The sequence below is a fragment of the Nocardia sp. NPDC051787 genome, assembly GCF_040681325.1.
Taxonomy (GTDB): domain Bacteria; phylum Actinomycetota; class Actinomycetes; order Mycobacteriales; family Mycobacteriaceae; genus Nocardia.
In genome coordinates, this window is record NZ_JBFAYO010000015.1 from 1 (window position 1) to 25,134 (window position 25,134).

Here is a 25,134-nt window from a genome sequence, read left to right on the forward strand (position 1 = left end):
GATCCAGCCGAGAGCGCTCGCTACGCTCGCAACGAGGCACGCCCAATGGAGGAATTCCGTGACGGCAGCCCGGGGGAATTACCTGATCGTCGACACCACTACCCCCGCCAGCACCGCGGCTGCCCCTGTTCGTCGTCCCACCAGCGCCTCCCGTCCAGCCGTCAAACGTCCCCCGAAGTGTATGACGCACCGGCCATGGATACGGTTCCACCCGGATCGCTTGACAAGTCGGCGGTTGGACCCCGGAACCGTTGCGCCGGTGCACAGCTGAACTTCCAATTCATCAGCCCAACTCGGTGCTCGCTCTGCAGGTTGCGCTTTGAGACAGCAAGCGGGCTATGTCGACGCGAGAGACTTGCCCTGCCCCACAGTCGAACCGCACAGTGCGTCGAAGCGAAGGCGGAAACGTTCGCCCTCGTCTCCGGAGATTCGTTCGGCAGCGACTCGCACTGGTCGAAGCTCTTCCACCAAACGCGGAGAGCTGACCGGGCCTTCCAGCAGCGACAAGGCTGCGTGCCCTTCAGTGATTGCCGTGTTGAGATCGCCGAGGCCAGCAAGCGACGCCGCGAAGTAAGCACGGTATGACGCCTGGTCTCGCAGAAGCATGGTTCCTGCGCTGCTGGTCGCCTTGCGATAGATGGTCGCCGCCCTGCTGTGCTGTCCCAAGTAGGATCGACCTCTGGCCTCGATGGACCGGATCTCGGCCGAGGTGACGAACTGCAACCATGTCAGGTCATCGGGATCATCGAGACCGCGGTCGACCTCCCGCCAGGCGCGGATCATGGCCTGTTCGAACTCGCGTCGCTCGCCAACTGCCGCGTGCGCCACTGCTTCTCGCGCAGCACGCAACGCGTTCAAACGCGCTGAAGGGACTCGACGCGCAAGTTCGCTTGCACGCTGGGCCAGGCGTACCGGCTCACGACTCGTCGGACGTTTCGTGGCTAGGAAGGCCACGTTCGCGATGGCGTTGGTCAACAACTCATCTTTTCCGCCTTGCTCGGCGAGTAGAACTCCCTCCATGTAGAACCGCCTCGCCACATCCACCCAGCCGTTGTCTTCGGCCACCCAACCTGCGAAATCAGCTAGCCGACCGGCGGCATCGATCAAGTCCGCGCCGACGCGGGGACCGTATTCACCGTGGTCCACCAGTCTGCGAGCAAGACGGTATTGCTCGATCGCAAAGTCAGCGATCCTGCCGCCGCCGTATACGTTGTCGTGTTCCCACAAGCGTTGAGTTACAGCACGAATGTATGCGATGTGACCGGTCCCGACTCGCATCGGACCCGACCACGGCACATCGGCCGCCGCACCCGCCGTCACCGCTAGCGTCGCTGTCTGGACGAATTGTCTGCGATCCACGTCATCGACTCCTTCAGCGCCCCCGCCCTCGATGGTCCCCGCGTCAGGGTCACCGAGCAAGAGGGGCAATAACGCAGACCGTGGTATGCCCAGCGCGTCCGCCGCCCGGATCAGTTCGCGCACATCGAAAATCGTGCCGACCTCACCCCGCTCGACCCGCCCGGCGTGCGTGCGATCCCAGTGCAGCAACTCCGCGAAATCCGCCTGAGACAAACCCATCTGCTTACGCACGAGCGCCAGCGCCGCGCCTGGCTTGCCCGAGGCGAGCAACTGCCGGAACCGCGGCGAGTCCCACACGGCGATGAACGGTGAATCGGTCACATCCGGCCCCCAGATCCGAAGCGATACGCAATACCCGGAACTCTATTCCGCGCAACACAATTCACGGCGGCAAACGGCAGATATCGCGCAATCCGACCGATCGGCCGGGGCAGTCGTCGCACGGCCAGCAGCGGCCGAAGCTATCGATGGCTCCGGCGCCGGGCCGATGCCTTTTCCAGGGCACATCGGCCGCAAAGGGTTGCGGGTCGGTGGCGCAAGCCCCCGGCGCCGGACGCTCGATTCTCCCGTCGACCCGAAAGAGACACCGCATGACATCGCCACACATGGCACCGCCGCACACCGCACAAGCCCGCCCAAAAGCACTGGGTTATCTGCGCGACGAAGTGAGCGGGCCAGGGTTGGTGCTCGGGCGAACGGCACACGCATGACAGGTAGCGTGCACGTTGAATCACACTGTTCCTGCGGGAACGATCCACCGCGTGGCCTGACCGGTGATCTGCGCAACGGTGTCGAAGTCCGCGTCATAGTGCAGCACTGTCAATCCGCCCAGCTCTGCAGTAGCTGCCACAAGGAGATCGGCCAATCCTGCACTCCGTAGGCAGCCCCGTTTGGCCATCTCGTACTGCACTTCCCGCACGCGCTCCCAGACTCGCTCGGGCATCGGTTGCCAGGGATAGATGTCGGCAAGGTCATCCCGATCCTGCTCGAAATCCGCCAGGGACCGGGATGAGTAGAGGAATTCTGTCTCGATCGCCGCGCAGATGTGCACCAAACCCGCCTGCACAGTGCCCGTCCACACCGAAGCAACGGCGGGATGGCCCATCCGCGCCAGGGCGCTGGTGTCGATGAGATATCGCTCTACCGCCACGCCTCAGCCTTGCGCCCCGGCGCGACGACGTCGTCGTACGCACCGCTCTGGGACCGAGCCATCATCCGCTCCAGTGCGGCAGACCGTCGATAGAACGCGATGACCTTGTGCAACGCCGCGTTGACGGTGTCCTTCTTGGTCGTGGTGCCAAGCAGATCACCGGCCTCAGCCAAAGCCGTGTCATCGATGTCGATCATCGTTCGCGACATCTTCCACCTCCAGCATGTATATAACTCGTGAGCTTCTAGCATACTATTTCGGAATACTATATGCCCATATCTGGTCGAAGTGGACACACGAAATCGCGGGGTGGGTGCCGCTCGCCACGCCTCAGCAGCAGCCGCTGACTCGCGGAGTTCGAGCATGCCGGACGCATCGCCGACCGACTACCTCGCCGAGACGACCCGCTGCTCGGCGGGTGCGGAGTCCGGCGCGACGCCGTCGTGGGCCACCATGGCGGCGTCAGCGCCCATGGTGGGGCCGCTGCCGAGCAGCCCGAGGATCGGCCACAGCGCCGGTTCCGGGGGCTCGACACCGGATTCGGCATCCATGCCGAGCGCCTTCGCGCGGCCTCTTTGTCCTTGATCCCGACCAGGCGACGGCGCATGCCCCAGGGAAGAGGAACCCTACGTCGGCTACGGCACGATTGGTGCCATCACCGCACCCACCGCCGATGGCACAATCACGGGGATACCCACAACCACTCCCCCGATCAGTTGATCTGGACATTCGCCAGAGCCTGCGCATTGACCCGCTCCTGCTCCACCAAGCGGTCAACCGAGACCTTGATCGTATCCCGGATGAGCTCCAGGACAGTGATGTGCTCGGCGAGGGCCGAATCGAAGTCACCCTCACCGCCGCTTGCCTTCAAGCCCAGCATCTTTGCGAGCTCGTCGGCACATGGGAAATCACCCAGACCAGTGACTTTGTCCATGTTCCCAAGCATCATGCGGCACTCGGTGTACACCTGGATCCGATCCTCGCATGCCTTCAGGCAGTCACGAGAGACGGAATCGTCGAGATATAGACGGCCAGCCTTCGCCTCATCGGCAAGATACCGCCACAACGTAACGTCCTCGCTGGTCCCCATCTGCTTCCCCTCACTTCGGGAACAACGGTACTAGGACATCAGCAGCGGCGAGGGCCCGATCGCATGGCACCGTCTTAGCACTGGGTGACAGGTTATAGAACGAAATTCCATGTACTCCCTGACTCGACGGGAAGAGCAGATCGCATTTCTCATTCTTCTTATCGTTCGAACGGTGATACCGCCACCCGCTGCGGCCCTTCACAGAGATATCGACAAAATCGACATTCCCTTCTTTCTTCTTGAAGTCGTCAACCGTGAAGATTGAAGAATCGACCGTCAAAGAGTAGTCCTTCCTTGGCGAGGGGCTCCAGCTACACATCTTCCATCCCTCCGTCTGGACTCCTCCGACGCCTGACTCACGTGTCGCTGGATCGACATCGAGACTGCGCAGTGTCTGGTCACTGATCTGCGTGCATGGATCCCACAGCGCCGCAGTAGCGGCCTTCTTGTCGATGCTCGCGCTCGGTGTCGCCGCCTCGTCGGTCGGCTGCGTGCACCCGGCAAGCGTCAACACTCCCGCCAGCATCACGGCCGCTCCTGTGCGTCCTCCCACCAGTGCCTCCTATCGCGCCGCCACAAGTCCTCCGAAGTCTATGACGCACCAGCCGGGGGTTCGGTTCCACCGGATACGACCGATCAGTGTTTGACCGGAACCGTTGCGCTGGCGCAGGACTGACCATCCATCACGGCCCAAGCAATGCTCAGTGCTGGTCCTTGCTCTGCGCACACTTCGGAACAGAGTGGGCCTACGTCGATCGGAAGGATCCACCGTGTCCCGTAGCCGCACCACACAGGGAATCGAACCGGCGACGGAAGTATTCGGCATCGTCTCCTCGCAACCGCGAAACACCGACTCGTACCGGTCGAAGCTCTTCCACCAAGCGAGGAGAGCTGACCGGGCCTTCCAGCAGGGACAAGGCTGCATGCCCCTCGGCGATTGCCGTGCTGAGATCGCCGAGGCCAGCAAGCGACGCCGCGAAGTAGGCACGATATGACGCCTCGTCTCGGAGAGGCATGGATCCCCCACCGCTGACCGCCTCGTGATAGACGATTGCCGCCCTGCGGTGCTGCCCTAAGTAGGAACGGCCCCTCGCCTCGATGGACCGAATCTCGGTCGGTGTGACGAAGTGCAACCAGATCGCGTCTTCTGAATCATCGAGACCACGGTCCACTTCCCGCCAAGCGCGGGTCATGGTCTGTTCGAATTCACGTTGCTCGCCGACAGCTGCGTGTGCCACGGCTTCTCGTGCAGCGCGAAGCGCATTCAAACGCGCGGAAGGGATTCGGCGTGCGAGTTCGCTCGCACGCTGCGCCAGGCGTACCGGCTCGCGGCTCGCCGGACGTTCCGTGGCGAGGAACGACATGTTCGCGATGGCGTCCTCCAGCAACTCTTCTTCTCCGCATTGTTCGGCGAGGAGAACCGCCTCCGTGTAGAACCGCCTTGCCAGGTCAACCCACCCGCTGTCTTCGGCCACCCAACCCGCCAAACCGGCCAGGCGACAGGTAGCATCGATCAAGTCCGCGCCGATGCGAGAACCATATTCGCCATGATCGACCAGGCGACGAGCCAGACGGTACTGCTGTACTGCGAAGTCAGCGATCCTGGCGCCACCGTACACGTTGTCGTGCTCCCACAGCTGCTGAGTCACCTTCTCCAGATATGCGATGTGACCGGTCCCGACTCGCATCGGACCCGACCACGGCACATCGGCCGCCACACCCGCCGTCACCGCTAGCGTCGCTGTCTGGACGAATTGCCTGCGATCCACGTCATCGACTCCTTCACCGCCCCCGCCCTCGATGGTCCCCGCGTCGGCATCACCGAGCAAGAGGGGCAATAACGCAGACCGTGGTATGCCCAGCGCGTCCGCCGCCCGGATCAGTTCGCGCACATCGAAAATCGTGCCGACCTCACCCCGCTCGACCCGCCCGGCGTGCGTGCGATCCCAGTGCAGCAACTCCGCGAAATCCGCCTGAGACAAACCCATCTGCTTACGCACGAGCGCCAGCGCCGCGCCTGGCTTGCCCGAGGCGAGCAACTGCCGGAACCGCGGCGAGTCCCACACGGCGATGAACGGTGAATCGGTCACATCCGGCCCCCAGATCCGAAGCGATACGCAATACCCGGAACTCTATTCCGCACAACACAATTCACGGCGGCAAACGGCAGATATCGCGCAATCCGACCGATCGGCCGGGGCAGTCGTCGCACGGCCAGCAGCGGCCGAAGCTATCGATGGCTCCGGCGCCGGGCCAATGCCATCTCCAGGGCACATCGGCCGCAAAGGGTTGCGGATCGGTGGCGCAAGCCCCCGGCGCCGGACGCTCGATTCTCCCGTCGACCCGAAAGAGACACCGCATGGCACGGCCACAGATGACACCGCCGCACACCTCGCAAGCCCGCCCCAAAGCGCTCGGCTACCTGCGTGACGACGTGAGCGGGCAAGGGTGGCAGCACGATGAGCAGGCGATCCTGGCACTGGCTACCCGGCTCGGCTACGACCTGGTGAAAACCGTGCGGATGCGTCCCGATATCGACGACCCGCTGCATCGGCTGTTGGTCATCGTCCGCCGCCTCGATATCGCCGCAGTGATCACACCGACCCTCGAGCACATCGGCGGCCCCGGCCGCATCTGCCGGGTCTGTTCCCTGATCACCATCAGCCCGGAATACAACTGGGCACTCGCCTACCGGCCATTCGACGGAAGTGGGCAATAGTGCCCGCAGAACTCGCAGCCGTGTTGATAGTCGCAGCCGCCGTCGTCGGACTACTCATCCTGCTGTTCTGGGTGCTGCCCTGGCTGATCGACAGCGCGTCCCAGCCGCCCGACCTCACCGGTGAGGCCCGGAAACACGTCGGACCCCACGCCGCACCGCGCAGGCCCTACCCGGTGCACGAAGCCCATTGGGTGACACAGGACCACATCGACTGCGACGCCCGCACCTGCGGCACGAAGGCCACGGCCATCGACGTTCTCATCGAGGCCGGGCACATGCGGCCAGCGAGGTACTTACGGTGAATCCCGCAGGTACCGCCGATGTCCTGGGCCGCTGGTATGCACAGCCGCGGGGATAATCCCTACTTCGCCGAGGCGACCGGCTGCTTGGCGGGTGCGGAGTCCGGTGCGACGCCGTCGTGGGCAACCATGGCGGCGTCACGGCCCATGGTGGGTCCGCTGGCGAGCAGACCGACGATCGGCCAAGGCGCCGGTTCAGGTTCGACACCGGACTCGACGTCCATGCCGAGCGCCTTCGCGGCCTCATTGTCCTTGATGCCGAAGCGAACACCGGTGTCGGCGACGTAGAACATGCTGTCCTTGCGCCTGCTGTCCGGTTCGATGCCGGTGGTCTGGACGAAGGCGCCGGAACCCGGCGGGAAGTACACCGAGTCGACGTTGTCGCCCTTGCCGTCGGCCTGCGCGAGCGGAACCAGCTTGGCGCCACTGGACATCGGCAGATCGCTCCCGTCGATGAACGACAGTTCCGCCCGCACGGCGACATCGGTATTGCCCGCGACTCCCGGAATCGGCTTCCACGACATGCAGCTCACCGGGCGCGCCTTGGGCTGGATGATCGTCGGCGCGGTCTCGGGGTAGGTGTCGACGTTCAGTGCCCGCGACTCCGGTGCGTTGGTCTTGTCGAAGGATTCGATGGCGGTGCCGTGGTCGGGGTTGCGCTGCGAGCCACGGATCACTTCGGCGGTGAACGGACTGACGGCCTGCAGACCGTCGTGCAGCAGGACGTAATTCTGATTGGCTTTGCCATCGAGCTGGACGACTGTGCCGATCTTCAAGCCGTTGATCGAATACCCGGACGGTTGCCCGCCTGGATCGGTGATCTTCGGCGGGATAATCGGATCGACCTCAGGAATGGCGTTGAGCAGGCCCTCGCTGATCGGCCGCGGGGTCATCCCCCGAATGTTCAGCGGTCCGGTAACGAACGGGTCGTTCATGTCGACACGAGCGCGCGTCTTGTTCCAGACCAGGTAGGCCGCGTCCTTGCCCTTCACCAGCAGCGCTTTGTCCTTACCCATCGGCGCGGCCTTGTCGCCCAGTTCCAGATCACCGATCAGCACGGAGCTGCTGCGGTCGTCGCTGCCGTCGGTCTTCAACGAGTCGCACACCGTCCAGACCCGCCCCTTGCCCTCCTTGTCGAAGTGCAGCGAGCCGGGAGCGCCTGGGATGCCGATCAATTGGCCGCGCGGCTTCTTGCCCAGCTCCGATTCCTTCACGATCGCCGGCTTGGCCGCCTCGCCCGCGGCCAATCGCGCGGAGGCCAGGTTGAGTGCCGGGTGCACCACGTCGTCGAGCACCACGTAGACCGCGCCGGAATCCTTGCCGATCAGGATCTTGTTGTCGCCGATCTTGTCCTGTGGACGCAGCAACGCCAGCACACCACAGCCCGCGAGCACGACGCACGCCAGAATCAGACCGACCGCGTACGCGCGGGACTGGGAACGCATGGGGTCGTGCAGCATTCGCACGTCCCGGCGCACCAAGGCGTGCTCCATCCGCCGGACCAGAAAGCGGTAGCCGCTCACCTGCCAGCGTGTAGTGGGTTTTGAAGGCATTATTCCTCCCCCGAACAGTGCTCGCGTTCGCCGAACACAGTACAGTTCCCGAGGACTCTTGTTCAGCTCGGCCACGACAAACCGGCCGACACCGGGTACATGGGGGACGATGATGGCGGAACCGGCCGGCGCGGGACCACGACCGCTGCTCGGGCGCGTCTCGATGCAGAATCTGCTGATCGCACAGATCCTCGGGGTGATCGCCGGAGTGATCGCGCTGCTCGCCGGGCTGCCCGGACTGCCGGCGCTCGGCGTGGCGGTGGTCGCGATACTGATCCCGCTCATCACCGTCGCCAAACGTACTGTGCTGGACTGGATCACCACCTGGTGGCGCTATCAAACCCACCGGGAGTACGAGATCGGCGACACGATCGACTACCGCGGCACGGACGGACGTTCACTCGGACTGTTCTGGGACGGCAGCCGTGTGGTGACGGTGGTCGAGGTGCTTCCCCCGCCGGGCGGCCTGACCAGGATCGGCCGCACCACGGTGCACGCCTCGCACCTGCTTCCACTGTCGGAGCTGGCGAAATGCCTGAACCAGCACGATATCCTGCTCAGCGGCATCGACATCATCAGCCACGGGCACCGCAGCCGCTCCGGCACGCCCGCCGGCCCGATCTACGAATCGTTGCTCGGTCCACTGCCCGCCACCGCACACCGCACGGTATGGCTCGCGATCAGCTTCGACGCGGTGGCCTGCCCGGAGGCGGCGGCCCGGCGCGGCGGCGGGGCCGAGGGCGCCTCGCGTGCGGTCACCATCGCCACCCAGCGCATCATGCGCACGCTCGAGGACGCCGGCTGCAACGCCCGCATCCTGACCGCGCCGGAGATCCGCAAGGCGGTCCTGCAGATCACCGGCGGCTACGACCCGCGCGGCCTCGAACACCGCTGGCGCTACGCCGAAATCGGCAACAACGTGAACATCGGCAGCGGCGTCGACCCGAAGCGCCTCAGCTCCGACCTGCTCGCCCAGCTGTGGGTGGCGCCGTCGCGCGGCACCACGGTGGCGGTGCGGCTGCGCCCCGGCAATTCGGCCGAGTCGGTGAACATCGGCGCCGCATGGCGCCTGACCACGCGGGAACTGCCGGAGCGGACCGAGTTGCCGGGCATGGTCTCGATGAACGGACGCCACCGCGACGGACTGCTCGCCCATCTGCCGATCGCCGTCCCCGATCTGGACGATACCGTTCCGATGATCGAATACCCCATCGACGTGCTCGACGTGCTGCACCTGCCTTCCTCCGGCTGCGGCCAGCTGATCGGCTCGGACGACGAAGGAAACGGCGTCGCGGTCCGCATCGTAGGCGCAGGTATCTCGACGGTGTACGTCGCGGGCGAGCTGTACTTGGCGCAGCAGCTGGTGTTCCGGGCACTCGCGGTCGGCGAGCGGATCCTGATCCGCACCGACCGGGCGCAGGCATGGGAGAACCTGGCCACGACGATCGGCAATCCGGAGCGGCTGACCATCGCGGTCGAAACCCACCAGTCCGATGCGGGATTCACCGCCACGGTGGTGGACGGCGTGCTGGCACCGGCGCCGCACGCCGGCGTCACCACCATCTATGTGACGGGCGACCCGATGGGCTGGCCCGCCACCCGCCCCGACCTGGCCATCCAGCAACCCGGCGCGATCGGCAATCACGTGATCCTGCGTACCGGCACCGCGCAGGTCGACCTGACGCTGGTGTCGATCCCGCGCGAGGCCACCTACATCGGTCAGCCGCGCGGCCGCCGCGCCGTGCCGGCCGGGTAGCGGGCTAGCCGGGATACGGGTCGGCGGCCCGTGCGGCCCGCAAAAGGCGGGCCCACCAAGACAATTGGCGCAGCATCCGTTCGGCGGCGTCGATCGCGGCGCCGTCGCGGGTCTCACCCGCCTCGTCGAATCGCTTCTTGGCCTGATGGAAACTGACCGTCTCGCGAACCGAGACCATGTGGATCTCGGCGACGACCTGACGCAGCTGCTCCACCGCGCGCAACCCGCCGGAAAGACCGCCATAGGAGACGAAAGCGATCGGCTTGGCGCGCCATTCGTGTTTGGCGGTGTCGAACGCGGTCTTCAGCGAGGCCGGGTAGCCGTGGTTGTATTCCGAGGTGACCACGACGAAGGCGTCAGCCGCGCGCAGTCGAGCACGGTAGGCGACGGTCTGCTCGGTCTCGGTGAGATCGATCGGCAGCGGAGTGTGCGCGAGATCGATGACGCCTGTGTCGAATTCGGCATGCGCGCGGAGTGTGCGCAGTAACCAGTCGGCGACCACCGGGGCGAACCGCTCCGGACGCACGCTGGCCACGATGACCTCGAGCCGCAACGGGGTGTCCACCGCGCGAGCCTAACCCCGGAGTGTCCGACCATGGCCACCGGCGCGCTCGGTTGGCCACGTCGAACGCGGCTTCCCGTGGTAGGCACGCTGCCCTCAGGCAGAAACCCGCCGGATACCCTATGTTCGACAAGGGGCCATACCCATTGCGAAACCCGTTGGCTCCGGCGGCTTTTCGCGCGGAGCGAGATCGAGCATGGCCCGCTCGCGAGCCTGAAGGGGCCGCGAACACGCAGCGCCGCAGGCGCTACCGAATAGACACGGAGACGAAATGATCCTGGTCACCGGCGCCACCGGGAATATCGGCGCGGAATTGGTGCGAACGCTGAGCGAGCGGGGCGAGCAGGTGCGAGCGCTCGTCCGCGACCAGGCGAAGGCCGCGTTCGCGCCGGGCGTCGAGGCCGTCACCGGCGATCTCAACCGGCCGGAGACGCTGACCGACGCGCTCGACGGCGTGCACGGGCTGTTTCTGCTCCCCGGCTACAACGACCTGTCCGACCTGCTGGAACGCGCGAAAAAGGCCGGGGTGCACCGGGTCGCGCTGCTCTCCAGCGGCTCGGCCGCGCTGCAGGACATGGACAACGCCGTGTCCCGCTACATGACGCTGTCCGAGCAAGCCGTGCGCGCGTCCGAGCTGAGCTGGACCTTCCTGCGGCCGCGGTCGTTCATGTCCAACGCGCTGCGCTGGCTGCCGCAGCTCGCGGTCGGCGACGTCGTGCGGGTGCAGTTCCCCGGCGTGCGGGTCGGCGCGATCGACCCCGCCGATATCGCGGCGGTCGCGGCGGCGGCGCTGGTCGAGGGCGAACTGGACGGGCAGGTACTCGAACTGACCGGCCCGCAGGCGCTGCGGCCGGCGGACCAGATCGCGGTGCTCGCCGCGGTGCTGGACCGACCGCTCGTGGCGCACGAACTCAGCGACGAGGAGACCGAGGCCGAACTGGCCGCCACCATGCCGCGGGAGTACGTCGACGCGTTCCTCAGCTTCTTCGTCGACGGCACGCTGGACGAGGCGACGCTCCACCCGACCGTCGAGCAGGTGACCGGGCGCCCGCCGCGTACCTTCGAGCAGTGGGCGAACGCCCACGCGGCGGCGTTCGCGCCGAAAGCGCACTGAGTCAAGCCGTTTCACCTCGCGCGATTCGATTTCGGCCACATTTTGGTGTGTGAAACCGGCCCGAGTGACGCGGGAACCGACGCCTGCACCCGGCCGGGTGCAGGCCGAGGACGTCCGAGGAGGACGGTGTCCGGAACTCCGCGAGTCTCCACTCACGTTGTCAGGGCAGTTCGAACGGCAGCGACACGCCCGCGTGGACGCGGCATCGCTCGCAGGTGTCGGCGCCGTCCACCGCGGCCACCGCGCGGCGGATGAGCTCTTTGAACGGTGTGAGGTTGCGCTTGAACTCGGCGAAGACGTCGACGGCGTGCACGCCCTCACCCTCTTCCAGGCCCGCATCCAGATCGGTCACCAACGCGACGGCGGCGTAGCACATCTCGAGTTCGCGGGCGAGCACGGCTTCCGGGTGACCGGTCATGTTCACCAGTTCCCAGCCCTGCGCGGCGAACCACCGGCTCTCCGCGCGCGTGGAGAACCGCGGCCCCTCCACCACCACCATGGTGGCCGCGTGCATCATGTGCAGCGCGTCGGACTCGGCCTTGATCGCGGCGGCACGCAGTTCCTCGCAGTACGGATCGGCGAAGGACACGTGGATGCCGCCGCCCTCGAAGTAGGTCTGCCGACGGCCGGAGGTCCGGTCCACCAGCTGGTCCGGCACCACGACCGTGCCGGGACCCCAATCCGCGCGCAGGCTGCCGACCGCGCACGGCGCGAAGATCCGGCGCACGCCCAGCGAGCGCAGCGCCCACAGGTTGGCCCGGTACGGCAGGGTGTGGGGGGCGAATTCGTGGTTCTTGCCGTGCCGCGGGAGGAAGGCCACCGGCCTGCCCTCCACCTCCCCGACCGCGATCGGCGCGCTCGGCGCGCCGTAAGGCGTCTCGACCTCGACGGTGGTGGCCTCGTTGTCGAAGAAATCGTAGAACCCGCTGCCGCCTATGACGGCGAGCGCGGGCCGGGGGTGCGAACTCATACCGCAATTGTCTCGTCCCGCCGCTCCGGTCGCTCGGCGGGATCGGCCTCGGCCTGTGACCGCGGCGGTATCGGACGGGTCGCCGAAGTCCTCGCCAGGAGTCCGCCCGTCCCGCCAGTCGGGGCGAACACGCCGCCGACCTGACAAGTCCAGCGCGAAACTGTACCCTAGGGGGGTATTAATCCGGTTCCCGGACCGGCAGGCAGCGAGGAGACACCGGTGGCAGCTACCCCCCACGACCACGCGGCGCCCGAGCACGCGGCGCACGGCTACATCACCGCCAAGGATGACTACCTCAAGCGGCTGCGCCGCATCGAGGGCCAGGCACGCGGCCTGCAGCGGATGGTCGAGGAGGATAAGTACTGCATCGACATCCTCACCCAGGTGTCGGCCATGACCAAGGCCCTCCAAGCGGTGGCGATGGGACTGCTCGAGGACCACATCAGCCACTGCGTGGTGGACGCCGCGGTCGCGGGCGGTCCGGAGGCGGAAGCCAAGATCAAGGAAGCCACCGACGCCATCGCCCGCCTCGTCCGCTCCTGACGACGTTTACCCGTGCCAGCGGCGATAGACGGCGGCCGCGCCGGGGTGCAGCGGGATCGAACCGGTGCTGATCAGGGATCGGCCGTCGAGGAACTGGGTGCCCGCCGCCACGGTGGGCACCAGCGCGTCCGCGTGCCACACCAGTAGTTCCACGATCGCGGCGGCCACCTCGTCGGGCACCGTGGTGGCGGCGAGCAGCAGGTTCGCCACGCCGATGGTGTGCACCGCGGCGCCGCCGGGGTAGGCGTCGGCGGGGATCGCGACGCGGTCGTAGACCGGACCGAACCGCTCCCGCATCGGCGCGGCAAGCTCGCCCATGTCCACCAGCCGCATCCGGCTCGGCACCGCGAGCAGGGTGGTCGGCACCCCGCCCGCCCACAGCAGCGCGTCCACCTCGCCGCCCGTCAGAGCGGCCACCGCCTCGGCCAGCGAGCGGTGCGAAATCGCCACGTCCACCGCGGGATCCAGGCCCGCGACACGCAGAATCCGTGCACCGGTCAGTGCCGCGCCTGATCCTTCCGCGCCCAGACTCACCCGAGACCCACGCAGATCCGCGACCGAACCGATCGGGCTATCGGACCGCACGACCAGCTGCAGGTAGTTCTCGTACACCCGCCCCAACGCACACAGCGTCGTGGAGCGACTCGATGGGGGGTGGTCGGGTGACGGGTGGCCCAGCGTCGCGGAGCGATTCGGTGCGGGGTGGTGGTCGGGCGACGGGTCGGCCGGCCGGTCGGTGGTGTCCCGCACCGAGTCCGCGAGCGCGAGCGCGGCGTCCACCTCGCCTCGGGCGAGAAGTGCCAGATTGTCTTGCGAACCGGACGTGGTGACCCGCTCGATGCGCACGTCCCCCTGCTCCGCCGCCGCGGCGCCGAGCAACCCCGCGAAAGCGTGATAGAAGCCGCCGACCTCACCGGACGCGAGCCGAACAGTGGCGCCGCCACCACTCGGACCGCAGCCCGTGATGCCCGCCGCGACGGCCAGCGCGAGAAAACCGCGTCGGCCGATGCCGCGCCGCACACCGGGTTCTCGACTGGTCATCGCACCTCCGCCGCGGGCAATCGGACACCGACCGCGAGACCGTGCGGATGCACCGCCTCGATCGTGAGCGTGCCACCACGCGCCTGCGCCAGCGCCGCGGCGATCGGCAAACCGAGCCCGGAGCCACCGGCACCGGCGGACGAGCCGCGGAAGAAACGGGTGGTGAGTTTGTCGATCTCGTCGGGCCGCACGCCGGCGCCGTCGTCGCGGACGGTCACCGCGACCCAGCCCGGCTCCGCGACGACGATCAGCTCGGTGCGCGTGCCCGATCCGGCATAGCGCGCCGCGTTGCTCAGTGGCACGTCGAGGATCTGGGCGAGCACGTCGGCGGGTACCGCGACCTCCGCACGCACGGGCGCGGACGCGACGCGCAGTTGCTGCCCCGCCGCCTCGAACGCCGAGCACCAGGCGTCGAATCGGTCGGCGACCACCTGCACGGCGTCGCACTGGTTGTCGGCCTCGGCGGCGCGTGCGACGTCGAACGCCGCGGGCGTTTCGGCGACGGCGAGGCTGAGCAGGCCGTCGAGCAGCGCGGTCAGGCGATCGACTTCGGCGCCCGCGCCGCGGAAGGTGCCCGCCGCGCTCGCGGGTATCGCGGGGGCCAAGGAATCGAGCCGGATGGTCAAGGCGGCCAGCGGATTACGCATCGCGTGCGCGGTGTCGGCGACGAGCTGGCGCTGCGCGTCGGCCGAATCGGCGACGGCGCGGGCCATCGCGTCGAAGGATTCGGCGACCGCCCGCATCTCCGGCGGCCCGCCGTACCTGCCCACGATCGACACCGGCGCGACGCTGTCCGCGCGCGGTTTCGGCAGCGTCGCGGTCAATTCCGCGACCGCGCGCGACAGCGCCGACAGCGGCCGCAGCACCCACCGGCTCAGCGTCACCGCGAGCAGCATGAACAGCGCCATCGCGACCACGCCGCCCAGCACGATCACCGCCCAGGCCCGCGCGATGTCGCCACGAGCGCGCGCGGTGGACGCCTCGATCACCACGGCGCCGTTCACCTGCACCCCGGTGCCGACCGGCCGCGCGACGAGCATGGTCGGCGCGCCCCACGGCGTCAGCTTGTCCACCGCGTGCGGACGCTGGTTGCGGCGCGCGGCCGCCACCGCCGCGACGATGCCGGGATCGGTCACGTCGGCCCCGGCGTTGACCGTCGTGGCGCCCCTGGCGTCGACGACGAGCACGTTCTCGCCGTACAGCTCGTGATAGCGCAGCACTTCGTCGGCCAGCGCGCGGGTGTCCCCCGCGGTGACGGCGTCGTCGGCGAGCGTGGCGAAGCGGTCGGCGTCCCCGGAGCGGGCCAGCACCAGCTGCTGGGTGCGGCTGGTCGCGATGGTCAGCGACAGCGGCACCGCGAACGCCAGCACCGCGATGGCCGCGAACACTGTCAGCGCGACGAGCAGACGACGCCGCATGACCTACCTCCGGCCCGGCATCGCGCTCACTGCCCCCACCGATATCCGTAACCGCGGATCGTGGTGATCAATCCGGGCCGATTCAACTTGGCCCGCAAGCCGGTCATGTGCACGTCCAGCGAACGCGACACGGCGACGAAGGCGTCGCCCCAGATGCGATCCATCAGCTGCTGACGGCTCACCGCGGCGCCCGGCCGTTCCACCAGCGCCTCGACCAGCTCGAATTCCTTCTGGGTCAACGGCACCGGCTCGCCGTCCACCTCGACCACCCGGGCGCCGAGGTCGACCCGGACGTCACCGGTGACCACCACCGACCGCTCCTGGCGGGCCGCGGCCGCGGCCCGCCGCGTCACCGTCTCCAGCCGTGCGACCAGCTCCGCGATCCGTGGCGGCTTCACCAAGTAGTCGTCGGCGCCGCCGCGCAGGCCGCGGACGATCGAACGTTCGTCGCTGCGCGCGGTCAGGATCAGCACCGGCACCGAGCTCACCTCGCGCAGTCTGCGCAGCACCTGCAGGCCGTCGCCGTCGGGCAGGCCGAGGTCGAGGATGACCGCGTCGTACTCGCGATGCGCGATCAGCAGATCCGCGCCGCGGCGCTTGCGTTCGGCGCGGTAACCGCGGGCGATCAGCGCCTCGACCAGCGCGTCTCCCACGCCGTCGTCGTCCTCGACCACCGCAAGCCGCACGCGCCGATCCTCCCACAGCGGGCGAATCGGCGCGTGTGCCGGGCGGTCAGTCACGCAGGGTGACCAACGGTCGTCCCGGCTCGGCCACCGCGGCGCCGGACCCGGTATCGGCGTCCGCGGTGGGCTCGCCCGCGTCGATCGTCGACGAGGCCGAGGTCTCCCGCATGAAGTAGTAGGTGACCAGCGAGATGGCGATGCACCCCGCGACGTACCAGAAGTACAGCGACTCGTGGCCCGCCTTCTTCAGCGCCAGCGCGATCGTCTCCGCGGTCCCGCCGAAGATTGCGACGGTCAGCGCGTAGGGCAGCCCGACGCCGAGCGCGCGGATCTTGGTCGGGAACAGCTCGGCCTTCACGATCGCGTTGATCGAGGTGTATCCCGTGATGATGACCAGGGCCGCCATCATCAGGCCCCACGCGGCGGCCGGATTGGTGGTTCGCGCGAGCACGGTCATGATCGGCACGGTCAGCACGGTGCCCGACACGCCGAAGAAGATCAGCAGCTTGCGCCGCCCCACCCGGTCCGACAGCGCACCCGCCAGCGGTTGCAGCACCACGAAGACCAGCAACGCGACGAAGTTGATCCACGCCACGGTCGACTTGGAAATGCCGGAAGTGTTGATCATGAACTTCTGCATGTAGGTCGTGTAGGTGTAGAACGCGACCGTTCCGCCCAGCGTCAACCCGATCACCAGCAGACATTCCCGCGGGTATCGCAGCAGCATCCGCAGCGAACCGCGCGACGCGGAAGCGCCCGCGGCGTGCGCCGACTCGCCCAGCGCCTGCCCGGATTCGGCCCGGAACTGCTCGGACTCGTCCATGCCGCGCCGCAGCCACATCACGATCAGCGCACCGGCAGCGCCGATCACGAACGGAATCCGCCAGCCCCAGTCGTTCATCTGAGCCGCGTCGAGGAACTGCTGCAGCACGATCTGCACGCCCAGTGCGACGAGCTGACCGGCCACCAGCGTCACGTACTGGAAGCTGGAGTAGAACCCGCGCCTGCCCGCCGAGGCCACCTCGGACAGGTACGTCGCGCTGGTGGCGTACTCGCCACCGACCGAGAGACCCTGCAGCAGCCGCGCCACCAGCAGTAGCGCCGGAGCGGCGAGGCCGATGGTCTGATAGCCGGGTGTAAGCGCGATCATCAGCGAGCCGGCCGCCATCACGGTCACCGAGAGGGTCAGCGCCGACCGGCGACCGAACCGGTCCGCGTACCGGCCCAGCGCCCAGCCGCCGATCGGTCGCATCAGGAAGCCGACCGCGAAGACGGCGGCGGTGGACAGCAGCTGCGCCGTCGGGTCGTCCTTGGGGAAGAACGTCTTCGCGAAGTACACGCTGAACGCGGCGTAGACGTACCAGTCGTACCATTCGACGAGGTTGCCGATGGAACCGCGCAAAACGTTCGCGACCACCCGGCGCTCGCCCACGGGCTGTGTCGTAGTCACAAGATCTCCTTTTTCGACGCCTCATCACGTCGTCGCAGATCAGTGTGTCGGCAGTCACAAGCCGCGAGGAATGGCTCTCGTCGCTTCCTAACAGTCCCTTAGGACGATCGCCGCCGAGCCCGAAACTGGTTCGGCCCCCGTACAGCGCCGCGGTGGACGGCGGACGCCGAGGGCCGAACGAGACCGGCTCAGAGTGCTCAGGATCGCGCGGCGAACAGCGGCGCGAGGGTGCGCAGCGCCGCGAGGTAGTTGTCGCCGAGGATCTGGACCGCGACGTGGCCGGCGCCCGCGTCCAGATGTTCCGACAGCCGAGCGGCTATGTCTTCCGGCGTGCCGTGCGCGATGACGGCGTCGAACAGCCGATCGCTGGGCGGGGTGGTGAGATCGGCGTCGGTGAAGCCGAACCGGCGCAGGTTCGACACGTAGTTGGTCAGGCCCAGGTAGAACCCGACGGTCTCGTCGGCGACGGTGTGCGCCGCACGGGCGTCGTCGGTCAGTACCACCTTGTGCTCGGTCGCCAGCAACGCGTCCGGGCCGACGATTTCGCGCGCCGACGCGGTGTGTGCCGATGGCACGAAGTAGGGCAGCGCACCCGCGGACCGCTCGGCCGCCAGCTTCAGCACGCGCGGACCGAGTGCCGCCACCGCGCGACGCTCGGCGGGCACACCCGCCGCGTCGAGTTCGTCGAGGTACTCCACCAGCGCGTCGTAGGGCTTGCGGTACTCGCCGGTGTGTTCCGGGTGGCCCGCGCCGATGCCGAGCAGGAACCGGCCGGGGAACCGCGCCTCGATCCGATGGAACGAGTCGGCCGCTTCCTTCGCCGGCGCAGCCCAGATATTCACGATGCTGGTCGCCACCGTGATCGTTTCGGTCGCCTCCAGCAGCGGTTCCACCACAGCCAGATCCGCCGGGGGCGAGGCCCCCAACCACAGCGCGCCGTAGCCCAGCTGCTCCAATTCCCGCGCATCCGCCGGGCTGAACCCGTTGTACGCCCGCCACACTCCGAACTGTCCGAGACTCTCGAATGCCATGTCCGGAGCCAACACGGGTCCGCGGACGGCTATTCCGTGTCGGCGGGCGACGCGCCACTTGGTCCCGTCAGGTCGAAGCAAGCCGGACCCGAGCGAGCTACTGTGAAAATTGCACAGCTATCGGCGCCCGCCGCCGTGGCAGGCGTCACCACTAGGAGATGGAGGTGATCGCTGTGCTCAGATTCGATCCATTCCATGACATCGACACCGTCGCCCGCCAACTGCTCGGAGAAACCGCCGGAACCGCTCGCGCACCGCGATTCATGCCGATGGATCTGTTCAAAGCGGGAGATCACTACGTGCTGAACGCGGACCTGCCCGGCGTCGACCCCGGCTCGATCGATGTCAGTGTCGACAGCGGCACGCTCACCCTCCGCGCACAGCGCACCGTTCCCAGTGAGGAAGGCGTCCAGTGGATCGCCTCGGAACGCTTCGCGGGCACCTTCATGCGGCAGCTGTCCCTCGGCGAGAACGTCGATGCCGACCGGATCAGCGCGACCTACAACAACGGTGTGCTGTCGGTGACGATCCCCATCGCCGAGCGCGCCAAGCCGCGCCGCATCGAGATCTCCGGGTCGTCACAGGAACCGAGGACGATCGAAGCATCGACGCAGTCGCAGCAGACGCCGCGACCTGGGCAAGCCTCGAAGTGACCGCTCGCTACCCGCGCCCGCGCACGGGTGCGGGTAGCCCTGTGTCAGTCGCCGCAGCAACCTGCGTCCGGGACCGGGACCGACCGCATCTCACGCGTCTGCGCGTTGCGGGCGGCGAGTTCGCCGTCCGCGGGGTAATCGACGCCGATCAGGCTGAGGCCGTGGGCGGGCGCGACGGTGACCGCGCTGGACCGCTCCGTCTCGCGCAGCAGCTCGCCCACCCATTCCGGACCGCGGCGCCCCTCGCCCACCGCTAGGACCGCGCCGACCAGGCTACGGACCATCGACCAGCAGAACGCGTCGGCGCTCACGTGAGCGAGCAGCAGGTCACCCTCGCGCACCCAGTCGAAGCGCTGCAACTCGCGGACCGTCGTCGCGCCCTCCCTGCGTCGGCAGAACGCGGCGAAATCGTGCAGTCCCAACAGTTTGCGTGACGCAGCGCGCATGGCCTCGAAGTCGACGCCGGACCGGCACGCGACAACGCTGCGCGCCTGCAACGGCTCCGCGCCATACGATGCGGTGGTCAATCGGTACACGTAGTGGCGGCGGATGGCGGAGAACCGGGCGTCGAACTCGGGCGGGGCGAGCCGCGCCTGCTTGATCCGCACGTCCTTCGGCAGGAATCGCGCCATCCGGTGCACCAGCTTGTCCGGGTCCAGTTCACCGGACGTGTCGAAATGCGCGACCTGTCCCTCGGCGTGCACGCCCGCGTCCGTGCGCCCCGCGACGGTCAACTGGATCGGCTCACGGAACACCTTGCTCAGCGAGTCCTCCAAGACACCCTGCACGGTGCGCAGACCCGGTTGTCGCGCCCAGCCGATGAAATCGGTGCCGTCGTAGGAGATGTCCAGCCGCACGCGAACCGTCGGGCGCACGGCATCCGGCGCCGCGCCGGCCACATCCGGCTCCGGGACCGCATCGTGCCGCGCCGACGCGGGAGCCGATTCCGACGGCATCACTGCACCCACTGCCTCCTCCACGCTCATCGACTAAGCAATCTCCTGGTCAACGCGAATGAGCCCGCCGACCCGGGAGCGGGTGGCGGGCTCATTCGCGAACGTCAGACGTCCGGATCATCCGCGCGGAGTTCCTGACACCATCCTTCTCGGATGTCCTCGGTGTACACCGCCACGGGTCCACACGTCGGTTTCCGCTTCATCGGGGCCGGTAACACCTTGGTGGTCACCAAGGCCCGCGCTTCGGGCTCCCGGATCTGGGGCAATCACGCTGTGCGCCCCAGATGAGAGCAGTCTGCCACGGGCCATCGACAGGTTTCAGATGCCCTCTCAGGCGTCCTTCTTGTCCTCGTCGGCCTCGGCGGCAGCCGGAGCCTCCGCCTCGGCGGTCTCGGCGACGGCCTCGTCGTCCTTCTCCTCGACGACCTCGGCGGCCGGAGCCTGCTCCGCCTTCTTCGACGCGGCGACGCGGCGAGCGCGTTCGGCCTCGTTGGTCACGGTCTTCTCGCGGACCAGCTCGATGATCGCCATCGGCGCGTTGTCACCCTTGCGCGGCAGCGTCTTGGTGATGCGGGTGTAGCCACCCTCGCGCCCCTCGAACGACGGGCCGATCTGCTCGAAAAGCTCGTGCACGACGTCCTTGTTGCGGATCACTTTGAGCACCTCGCGACGGTCGGCAAGCGTGCCGGCCTTCGCCTTGGTGATCAGCTTCTCCGCGTAGGGGCGTACGGCCTTGGCCTTGGCCTCGGTGGTGGTGATCCGGCCGTGCTCGAAGAGCGCCGTGGCCAGATTGGCGAAGATCGCCTTCTGGTGCGTCGCCGACCCGCCGAAGCGGGCACCCTTCTTGGGCTTGGGCATTGTGTGGTTCTCCTTGTGAGAGGCCGGTCCGGGGCGCCTACCCCGACGGCCTAGAGCTGTTCGGTTTCGGCGTAGTCCTGCTCGCCGCCATCGGTGTCACTGAACGTGCCGCTGTCGCTCCACGTGCCGGTGCTCGCGTCGTAGCCGACCACGCTGGACGGATCGAACGACGCCGGGCTGTCCTTCAGCGAGAGGCCGAGCGCGTGCAGCTTGACCTTGACCTCGTCGATGGACTTCTGGCCGAAGTTACGAATGTCCAGCAGATCCGACTCGGTGCGGGCGACCAGCTCGCCCACCGTGTGCACACCCTCGCGCTTGAGGCAGTTGTAGGACCGGACGGTGAGGTCCAGGTCCTCGATCGGCAGACCGAACGAGGCGATGTGGTCCGCCTCGGCCGGAGAGGGGCCGATCTCGATGCCTTCGGCTTCGACGTTCAGCTCGCGGGCCAAGCCGAAGAGCTCGACCAGGGTCTTGCCCGCCGAGGCGAGCGCGTCCCGCGCGCTGATGGAGTTCTTGGTCTCCACGTCCAGGATGAGCCGGTCGAAGTCGGTGCGCTGCTCGACACGGGTGGCCTCGACCTTGTAGGTCACCTTGAGCACCGGCGAGTAGATCGAATCCACCGGAATCCGGCCGATTTCCGCGCCGGACGCCTTGTTCTGCACGGCGGGGACGTAGCCGCGACCACGCTCGACGACGAGCTCGATCTCCAGCTTGCCCTTGTCGTTCAGAGTCGCGATGTGCATGTCCGGGTTGTGCACGACGACGCCGCTGGGCGGGACGATGTCACCGGCGGTGACGGTGCCCGGGCCCTGCTTGCGCACGTACATCGTCACCGGCTCGTCCTCCTCCGAGGACACGACCAGGCCCTTGAGGTTCAGGATGATGTCGGTGACATCCTCCTTCACCCCGGGGACGGTGGTGAACTCGTGCAGGACGCCGTCGATGCGGATGCTCGTGACCGCGGCCCCCGGAATCGAGGACAGCAGGGTACGCCGCAGCGAGTTGCCGAGGGTGTAACCGAAGCCCGGCTCGAGCGGTTCGATGGTGAACTTCGAGCGGTTCTCGGCGACGACCTCTTCGGTCAGCGTCGGACGCTGTGAAATCAGCATTGGGATCATCCTCCTTTTTGGGCGCCCGCTATTTGACGCCTCGTCTCAGGGGTTTGTGCGTGGTCGCCCGATTTCCGGGCGACCACACACCAGCAGCACGGTGCTGTGCGCGTATCCCGTCCCGGGTATCCAGGACGGCTCGCCGAGGGGCTACTTGGAGTAGTACTCGACGATCAGCTGTTCCTGCAGCGGCACATCGATCTGTGCGCGCTCCGGCAGCTGGTGGACCAGGATCCGCAAGCGGCCCGGGATCACCTGCAACCAGCCCGGAACCGGGCGGTCGCCGACGGTCTCGCGCGCCACCTGGAACGGCAGCGTGCCCAGCGACTTCTCCTTGACATCGATGATGTCGTACTGGGTCACCTGGAAGCTGGGAACGTCGACCTTCTTGTTGTTCACCAGGAAGTGGCCGTGGCTGACCAGCTGGCGGGCCTGCCTGCGGGTGCGGGCCAGACCGGCGCGGTACACCACGTTGTCCAGGCGGGTCTCGAGCAGGCGCAGCAGGTTGTCACCGGTCTTGCCCTTGAGGCGGTTGGCCTCCTCGTAGTACCGGCGGAACTGCTTCTCCATGACACCGTAGGAGAAGCGGGCCTTCTGCTTCTCCTGCAGCTGGAGCAGGTACTCGCTCTCCTTGATCCGGGCGCGGCCGTGCTGGCCCGGCGGGTAGGGACGACGCTCGAACGCCTGGTCGCCTCCGACGAGGTCGACACGCAGACGACGCGACTTGCGGGTGATAGGGCCTGTGTAACGAGCCATTGTTCGCTGTTCCTTTCCCGCTAGACGCGACGCCGCTTGGGCGGACGGCAGCCGTTGTGCGGCTGCGGGGTGACATCGGAAATCGTGCCCACCTCGAGGCCGGCGGCCTGCAGCGAGCGGATCGCGGTCTCGCGGCCCGAACCGGGGCCCTTCACGAACACGTCGACCTTCTTGACGCCGTTTTCCTGCGCCTTGCGGGCGGCGTTCTCGGCGGCGAGCTGCGCGGCGAACGGGGTCGACTTGCGCGAGCCCTTGAAGCCGACGTGGCCCGACGACGCCCAGGAGATGACGTTGCCGTTCGGGTCGGTGATCGACACGATCGTGTTGTTGAACGTGCTCTTGATGTGCGCGTGGCCGTGCGGGACGTTCTTCTTTTCCCGGCGACGCGACTTCTGGGTCTTCTTCGGGCCGGCGGCCCGACTCTTCGGAGGCATCGGTTATCCCTACTTCTTCTTGCCGGCGACGGTGCGCTTCGGACCCTTGCGGGTGCGCGCGTTGGTCTTGGTGCGCTGGCCACGCACGGGCAGGCCACGACGGTGGCGCAGGCCCTGGTAGCAGCCGATCTCGATCTTGCGGCGAATATCGGCCTGCACCTCGCGGCGCAGGTCACCCTCGACCTTGAACTCGGAAGCCTCGATATAGTCACGCAGCTTCGTGAGATCGTCGTCGCTGAGGTCCTTCGAACGCAGGTCCGGGCTGACGCCGGTGGCCTCGAGGATCTCCTTGGAGCGGGTACGGCCAATGCCGAAAATGTAGGTCAGTGCGATCTCCATGCGCTTCTCGCGCGGGAGATCGACGCCCATGAGACGTGCCATCTGGCAGTTTCCTTAATCGTTGCGGAGGTCTGCTCCCTGTCCATCCCCTCGTCTTGTGGGGCACCGGCCTCCGAGCCGGTGGTAGGCACGCACGCCCCAGGGCGAACCCTGAATTTCCGCAGCGTGCGGCTGGTGCTGGGAGTTCTTCTGTGCCAATCCGAACTGCGGTTCGGTGCTTGGCTGGTGTCGCGTCGAGCGGCGCCGTCGGCAAGCCTCGGGCGGTGGTGCGAGGTTGCCCTCGCCTCCGCTCAGCCCTGGCGCTGCTTGTGGCGCAGGTTGTCGCAGATCACCATGACCCGGCCGTGACGGCGGATCACCTTGCACTTCTCGCAGATCTTCTTGACGCTCGGCTGAACCTTCACGTCCGTCCAATCTGTTGTGGTTCACACGGGTGTGAACACAGTTTTTCCCCAGTCGGCGACTGGGGAAGCTCTGTGGTGAGTCATTCGACTCGGTCCCGGCCTGCGCCGGGACGGCAGGCTCGCGCCGACCCGATCGCGCCGGGCGCGATCACTTGTAGCGGTATACGATCCGGCCACGTGACAGGTCGTAGGGCGAGAGCTCGACGACCACACGGTCCTCGGGGAGGATGCGAATGTAGTGCTGCCGCATCTTCCCGCTGATGTGCGCGAGAACCTTGTGCCCGTTCTCGAGCTCGATCCGGAACATCGCATTGGGCAGCGGTTCGACAACTCGACCCTCGACCTCGATGGCCCCGTCCTTCTTCGCCATATCCTCCGCGATCCCGGTTACGCTCAACCTGGTTTGTCTGCCTGACGTCTGCTTGTATGGACCGACCACTCGCACACAAACAGGCGGCGCATGGGTGCACCGCCGCTCCAGCTTACCGATCAGTTCCGGATCGGGCAAAAATGCCTCCCTGTATACCCCCGTCGCCAGGGGTTTCGCAGCCACCTTCCCACCCGTGGCGAGCGCCGGGTGCTGCGCCGCTGCGGCGGCATGTTGTCGCGTAAACTGGCCGCTGTCCAGGTATTTGGGTCGAGCAGATCGAGGGGGACGCGTGAGCGAGCGCAGCGAGCGAGCCGTCAACGCAGCCGCCTTCGCGGTCATGCCGGAGCCGAGCGCCGGCGAGGCGGAGTCGTGAGCGAGCGCCAGCGAGTGAACCCGAGAATACAGCGCGCCCTCGCGCAGGACGGAGCCGAGCGCCGGCGAGGCGCAGCCGTGCGCGAGCGAGCCAGGAACACCGCGCCCACGATCCCGGCCGAGCCGAACGCTAGCGAGGCGAAGT

Annotated in this window: 29 protein-coding genes; 6 read left to right on the plus strand and 23 right to left on the minus strand. The window is 67.4% G+C overall.

The genetic code is table 11. From position 1 onward, the window contains the following. Positions 1–336: 336 nt before the first annotated feature. The 7 genes from AB0M45_RS17500 to AB0M45_RS17530 form a co-directional block, all read right to left on the minus strand. Positions 337–1,629: a helix-turn-helix transcriptional regulator gene (locus AB0M45_RS17500; RefSeq protein ID WP_364329563.1), complete on the minus strand. Its 1,293-nt coding sequence runs from the start codon at positions 1,627–1,629 to the stop codon at positions 337–339. Between the two features lie 460 nt (positions 1,630–2,089). After that, positions 2,090–2,509 carry a PIN domain nuclease gene (locus tag AB0M45_RS17505; protein ID WP_364329566.1) on the minus strand — a complete coding sequence of 140 codons (420 nt, stop codon included), beginning with the start codon at positions 2,507–2,509 and terminating at the stop codon, positions 2,090–2,092. Then, a complete protein-coding gene (locus AB0M45_RS17510) occupies positions 2,500–2,718 on the minus strand; it encodes a type II toxin-antitoxin system VapB family antitoxin (RefSeq protein WP_364329569.1) in 219 nt (72 codons plus the stop codon). Before AB0M45_RS17510 ends, AB0M45_RS17505 begins: the two co-directional genes overlap by 10 nt. Before the next feature lie 177 nt (positions 2,719–2,895). Then, positions 2,896–3,123: a type VII secretion protein EccB gene (locus AB0M45_RS17515; protein ID WP_364329936.1), complete on the minus strand. Its 228-nt coding sequence runs from the start codon at positions 3,121–3,123 to the stop codon at positions 2,896–2,898. A gap of 98 nt (positions 3,124–3,221) precedes the next feature. Beyond that, positions 3,222–3,599 (minus strand): hypothetical protein, encoded by a 378-nt coding sequence (locus AB0M45_RS17520; protein WP_364329572.1) that lies wholly within the window; start codon positions 3,597–3,599, stop codon positions 3,222–3,224. Between the two features lie 10 nt (positions 3,600–3,609). Continuing rightward, complete coding sequence (locus AB0M45_RS17525) at positions 3,610–4,152, minus strand: DUF3558 domain-containing protein (protein ID WP_364329575.1); 543 nt, start codon at positions 4,150–4,152, stop codon at positions 3,610–3,612. Between the two features lie 193 nt (positions 4,153–4,345). Further along, complete coding sequence (locus tag AB0M45_RS17530; protein WP_364329578.1) at positions 4,346–5,689, minus strand: helix-turn-helix transcriptional regulator; 1,344 nt, start codon at positions 5,687–5,689, stop codon at positions 4,346–4,348. A 269-nt stretch (positions 5,690–5,958) separates the two neighbouring features. On the opposite strand from AB0M45_RS17530, the gene AB0M45_RS17535 reads away from it, so the two are divergent. Both AB0M45_RS17535 and AB0M45_RS17540 read left to right on the plus strand, forming a co-directional pair. Continuing rightward, positions 5,959–6,318 (plus strand): hypothetical protein, encoded by a 360-nt coding sequence (locus AB0M45_RS17535; RefSeq protein WP_364329581.1) that lies wholly within the window; start codon positions 5,959–5,961, stop codon positions 6,316–6,318. Next, on the plus strand, positions 6,318–6,620 hold the full coding sequence (locus tag AB0M45_RS17540; RefSeq protein ID WP_364329584.1) for a hypothetical protein: 303 nt from the start codon (positions 6,318–6,320) through the stop codon (positions 6,618–6,620). The genes AB0M45_RS17535 and AB0M45_RS17540 overlap by 1 nt, the downstream gene beginning before the upstream one ends. A 59-nt stretch (positions 6,621–6,679) precedes the next feature. Here the strand turns inward: AB0M45_RS17540 and eccB are convergent, their stop codons facing one another. Further along, on the minus strand, positions 6,680–8,170 hold the full coding sequence (eccB, locus tag AB0M45_RS17545; RefSeq protein ID WP_364329587.1) for a type VII secretion protein EccB: 1,491 nt from the start codon (positions 8,168–8,170) through the stop codon (positions 6,680–6,682). 112 nt (positions 8,171–8,282) lie between these two features. On the opposite strand from eccB, the gene eccE reads away from it, so the two are divergent. Continuing rightward, positions 8,283–9,926 carry a type VII secretion protein EccE gene (gene eccE / locus AB0M45_RS17550; RefSeq protein ID WP_364329590.1) on the plus strand — a complete coding sequence of 548 codons (1,644 nt, stop codon included), beginning with the start codon at positions 8,283–8,285 and terminating at the stop codon, positions 9,924–9,926. 4 nt (positions 9,927–9,930) lie between these two features. Here eccE and AB0M45_RS17555 read toward each other — a convergent pair whose 3' ends face one another. Further along, on the minus strand, positions 9,931–10,491 hold the full coding sequence (locus AB0M45_RS17555) for an NAD(P)H-dependent oxidoreductase (RefSeq protein ID WP_364329593.1): 561 nt from the start codon (positions 10,489–10,491) through the stop codon (positions 9,931–9,933). A gap of 268 nt (positions 10,492–10,759) precedes the next feature. Between AB0M45_RS17555 and AB0M45_RS17560 the strand changes: the two genes are divergently transcribed. After that, positions 10,760–11,602 (plus strand): NAD(P)H-binding protein, encoded by an 843-nt coding sequence (locus AB0M45_RS17560; protein WP_364329596.1) that lies wholly within the window; start codon positions 10,760–10,762, stop codon positions 11,600–11,602. A gap of 160 nt (positions 11,603–11,762) precedes the next feature. Here the strand turns inward: AB0M45_RS17560 and AB0M45_RS17565 are convergent, their stop codons facing one another. Then, on the minus strand, positions 11,763–12,572 hold the full coding sequence (locus AB0M45_RS17565) for an S-methyl-5'-thioadenosine phosphorylase (protein ID WP_364329598.1): 810 nt from the start codon (positions 12,570–12,572) through the stop codon (positions 11,763–11,765). Between the two features lie 219 nt (positions 12,573–12,791). Between AB0M45_RS17565 and AB0M45_RS17570 the strand changes: the two genes are divergently transcribed. Next, positions 12,792–13,115 carry a metal-sensitive transcriptional regulator gene (locus AB0M45_RS17570; RefSeq protein ID WP_364329601.1) on the plus strand — a complete coding sequence of 108 codons (324 nt, stop codon included), beginning with the start codon at positions 12,792–12,794 and terminating at the stop codon, positions 13,113–13,115. Between the two features lie 6 nt (positions 13,116–13,121). Here the strand turns inward: AB0M45_RS17570 and AB0M45_RS17575 are convergent, their stop codons facing one another. From AB0M45_RS17575 to AB0M45_RS17595, 5 genes are all read right to left on the minus strand, one after another. Then, complete coding sequence (locus AB0M45_RS17575) at positions 13,122–14,156, minus strand: TAXI family TRAP transporter solute-binding subunit (RefSeq protein WP_364329604.1); 1,035 nt, start codon at positions 14,154–14,156, stop codon at positions 13,122–13,124. Next, entirely contained in the window at positions 14,153–15,574 is a 1,422-nt protein-coding gene (locus AB0M45_RS17580) for a HAMP domain-containing sensor histidine kinase (RefSeq protein WP_364329608.1), read from the minus strand. Before AB0M45_RS17580 ends, AB0M45_RS17575 begins: the two co-directional genes overlap by 4 nt. A gap of 26 nt (positions 15,575–15,600) precedes the next feature. Continuing rightward, on the minus strand, positions 15,601–16,260 hold the full coding sequence (locus AB0M45_RS17585) for a response regulator transcription factor (RefSeq protein WP_364329611.1): 660 nt from the start codon (positions 16,258–16,260) through the stop codon (positions 15,601–15,603). A gap of 46 nt (positions 16,261–16,306) precedes the next feature. Beyond that, positions 16,307–17,707 (minus strand): MFS transporter, encoded by a 1,401-nt coding sequence (locus AB0M45_RS17590; protein ID WP_364329614.1) that lies wholly within the window; start codon positions 17,705–17,707, stop codon positions 16,307–16,309. Between the two features lie 197 nt (positions 17,708–17,904). Further along, positions 17,905–18,738 carry an LLM class F420-dependent oxidoreductase gene (locus tag AB0M45_RS17595; RefSeq protein WP_364329617.1) on the minus strand — a complete coding sequence of 278 codons (834 nt, stop codon included), beginning with the start codon at positions 18,736–18,738 and terminating at the stop codon, positions 17,905–17,907. Positions 18,739–18,911: 173 nt separating this feature from the next. Between AB0M45_RS17595 and AB0M45_RS17600 the strand changes: the two genes are divergently transcribed. Beyond that, positions 18,912–19,391 (plus strand): Hsp20/alpha crystallin family protein, encoded by a 480-nt coding sequence (locus AB0M45_RS17600; RefSeq protein WP_364329939.1) that lies wholly within the window; start codon positions 18,912–18,914, stop codon positions 19,389–19,391. Between the two features lie 44 nt (positions 19,392–19,435). Here the strand turns inward: AB0M45_RS17600 and truA are convergent, their stop codons facing one another. The 8 genes from truA to infA all read right to left on the minus strand — a co-directional run bounded on the left by truA (position 19,436) and on the right by infA (position 24,617). Further along, complete coding sequence (truA, locus tag AB0M45_RS17605; protein ID WP_364329620.1) at positions 19,436–20,359, minus strand: tRNA pseudouridine(38-40) synthase TruA; 924 nt, start codon at positions 20,357–20,359, stop codon at positions 19,436–19,438. 318 nt (positions 20,360–20,677) lie between these two features. Then, complete coding sequence (gene rplQ / locus AB0M45_RS17610; protein WP_364329622.1) at positions 20,678–21,205, minus strand: 50S ribosomal protein L17; 528 nt, start codon at positions 21,203–21,205, stop codon at positions 20,678–20,680. A 50-nt stretch (positions 21,206–21,255) separates the two neighbouring features. After that, complete coding sequence (locus AB0M45_RS17615) at positions 21,256–22,314, minus strand: DNA-directed RNA polymerase subunit alpha (RefSeq protein ID WP_039796155.1); 1,059 nt, start codon at positions 22,312–22,314, stop codon at positions 21,256–21,258. 150 nt (positions 22,315–22,464) lie between these two features. Then, positions 22,465–23,070: a 30S ribosomal protein S4 gene (gene rpsD, locus AB0M45_RS17620; protein WP_043719990.1), complete on the minus strand. Its 606-nt coding sequence runs from the start codon at positions 23,068–23,070 to the stop codon at positions 22,465–22,467. Positions 23,071–23,090: 20 nt separating this feature from the next. Next, entirely contained in the window at positions 23,091–23,504 is a 414-nt protein-coding gene (rpsK, locus tag AB0M45_RS17625; protein WP_040704448.1) for a 30S ribosomal protein S11, read from the minus strand. A gap of 9 nt (positions 23,505–23,513) precedes the next feature. Continuing rightward, entirely contained in the window at positions 23,514–23,885 is a 372-nt protein-coding gene (gene rpsM, locus AB0M45_RS17630) for a 30S ribosomal protein S13 (protein ID WP_039795645.1), read from the minus strand. A gap of 248 nt (positions 23,886–24,133) precedes the next feature. Further along, positions 24,134–24,247, minus strand: a complete 114-nt coding sequence (gene rpmJ / locus AB0M45_RS17635) for a 50S ribosomal protein L36 (protein ID WP_011207363.1) — start codon at positions 24,245–24,247, stop codon at positions 24,134–24,136. Between the two features lie 148 nt (positions 24,248–24,395). Continuing rightward, complete coding sequence (infA, locus tag AB0M45_RS17640) at positions 24,396–24,617, minus strand: translation initiation factor IF-1 (RefSeq protein ID WP_003418601.1); 222 nt, start codon at positions 24,615–24,617, stop codon at positions 24,396–24,398. Positions 24,618–25,134 lie beyond the last annotated feature (517 nt).

What these genes read in the sequence shown, in the direction of transcription:
- eccE (WP_364329590.1), top strand. Translation starts at nt 8,283, where the DNA reads ATGGCGGAACCGGCCGGCGCGGGACCACGACCGCTGCTCGGGCGCGTC.
- rpsM (WP_039795645.1), bottom strand. Translation starts at nt 23,885, where the DNA reads ATGGCACGTCTCATGGGCGTCGATCTCCCGCGCGAGAAGCGCATGGAG.
- AB0M45_RS17615 (WP_039796155.1), bottom strand. Translation starts at nt 22,314, where the DNA reads ATGCTGATTTCACAGCGTCCGACGCTGACCGAAGAGGTCGTCGCCGAG.
- AB0M45_RS17575 (WP_364329604.1), bottom strand. Translation starts at nt 14,156, where the DNA reads ATGACCAGTCGAGAACCCGGTGTGCGGCGCGGCATCGGCCGACGCGGT.
- AB0M45_RS17560 (WP_364329596.1), top strand. Translation starts at nt 10,760, where the DNA reads ATGATCCTGGTCACCGGCGCCACCGGGAATATCGGCGCGGAATTGGTG.
- AB0M45_RS17535 (WP_364329581.1), top strand. Translation starts at nt 5,959, where the DNA reads ATGGCACGGCCACAGATGACACCGCCGCACACCTCGCAAGCCCGCCCC.
- AB0M45_RS17580 (WP_364329608.1), bottom strand. Translation starts at nt 15,574, where the DNA reads ATGCGGCGTCGTCTGCTCGTCGCGCTGACAGTGTTCGCGGCCATCGCG.
- eccB (WP_364329587.1), bottom strand. Translation starts at nt 8,170, where the DNA reads ATGCCTTCAAAACCCACTACACGCTGGCAGGTGAGCGGCTACCGCTTT.
- AB0M45_RS17510 (WP_364329569.1), bottom strand. Translation starts at nt 2,718, where the DNA reads ATGTCGCGAACGATGATCGACATCGATGACACGGCTTTGGCTGAGGCC.
- AB0M45_RS17520 (WP_364329572.1), bottom strand. Translation starts at nt 3,599, where the DNA reads ATGGGGACCAGCGAGGACGTTACGTTGTGGCGGTATCTTGCCGATGAG.
- AB0M45_RS17595 (WP_364329617.1), bottom strand. Translation starts at nt 18,738, where the DNA reads ATGGCATTCGAGAGTCTCGGACAGTTCGGAGTGTGGCGGGCGTACAAC.
- infA (WP_003418601.1), bottom strand. Translation starts at nt 24,617, where the DNA reads ATGGCGAAGAAGGACGGGGCCATCGAGGTCGAGGGTCGAGTTGTCGAA.
- rplQ (WP_364329622.1), bottom strand. Translation starts at nt 21,205, where the DNA reads ATGCCCAAGCCCAAGAAGGGTGCCCGCTTCGGCGGGTCGGCGACGCAC.
- rpsK (WP_040704448.1), bottom strand. Translation starts at nt 23,504, where the DNA reads ATGCCTCCGAAGAGTCGGGCCGCCGGCCCGAAGAAGACCCAGAAGTCG.
- AB0M45_RS17565 (WP_364329598.1), bottom strand. Translation starts at nt 12,572, where the DNA reads ATGAGTTCGCACCCCCGGCCCGCGCTCGCCGTCATAGGCGGCAGCGGG.
- rpsD (WP_043719990.1), bottom strand. Translation starts at nt 23,070, where the DNA reads ATGGCTCGTTACACAGGCCCTATCACCCGCAAGTCGCGTCGTCTGCGT.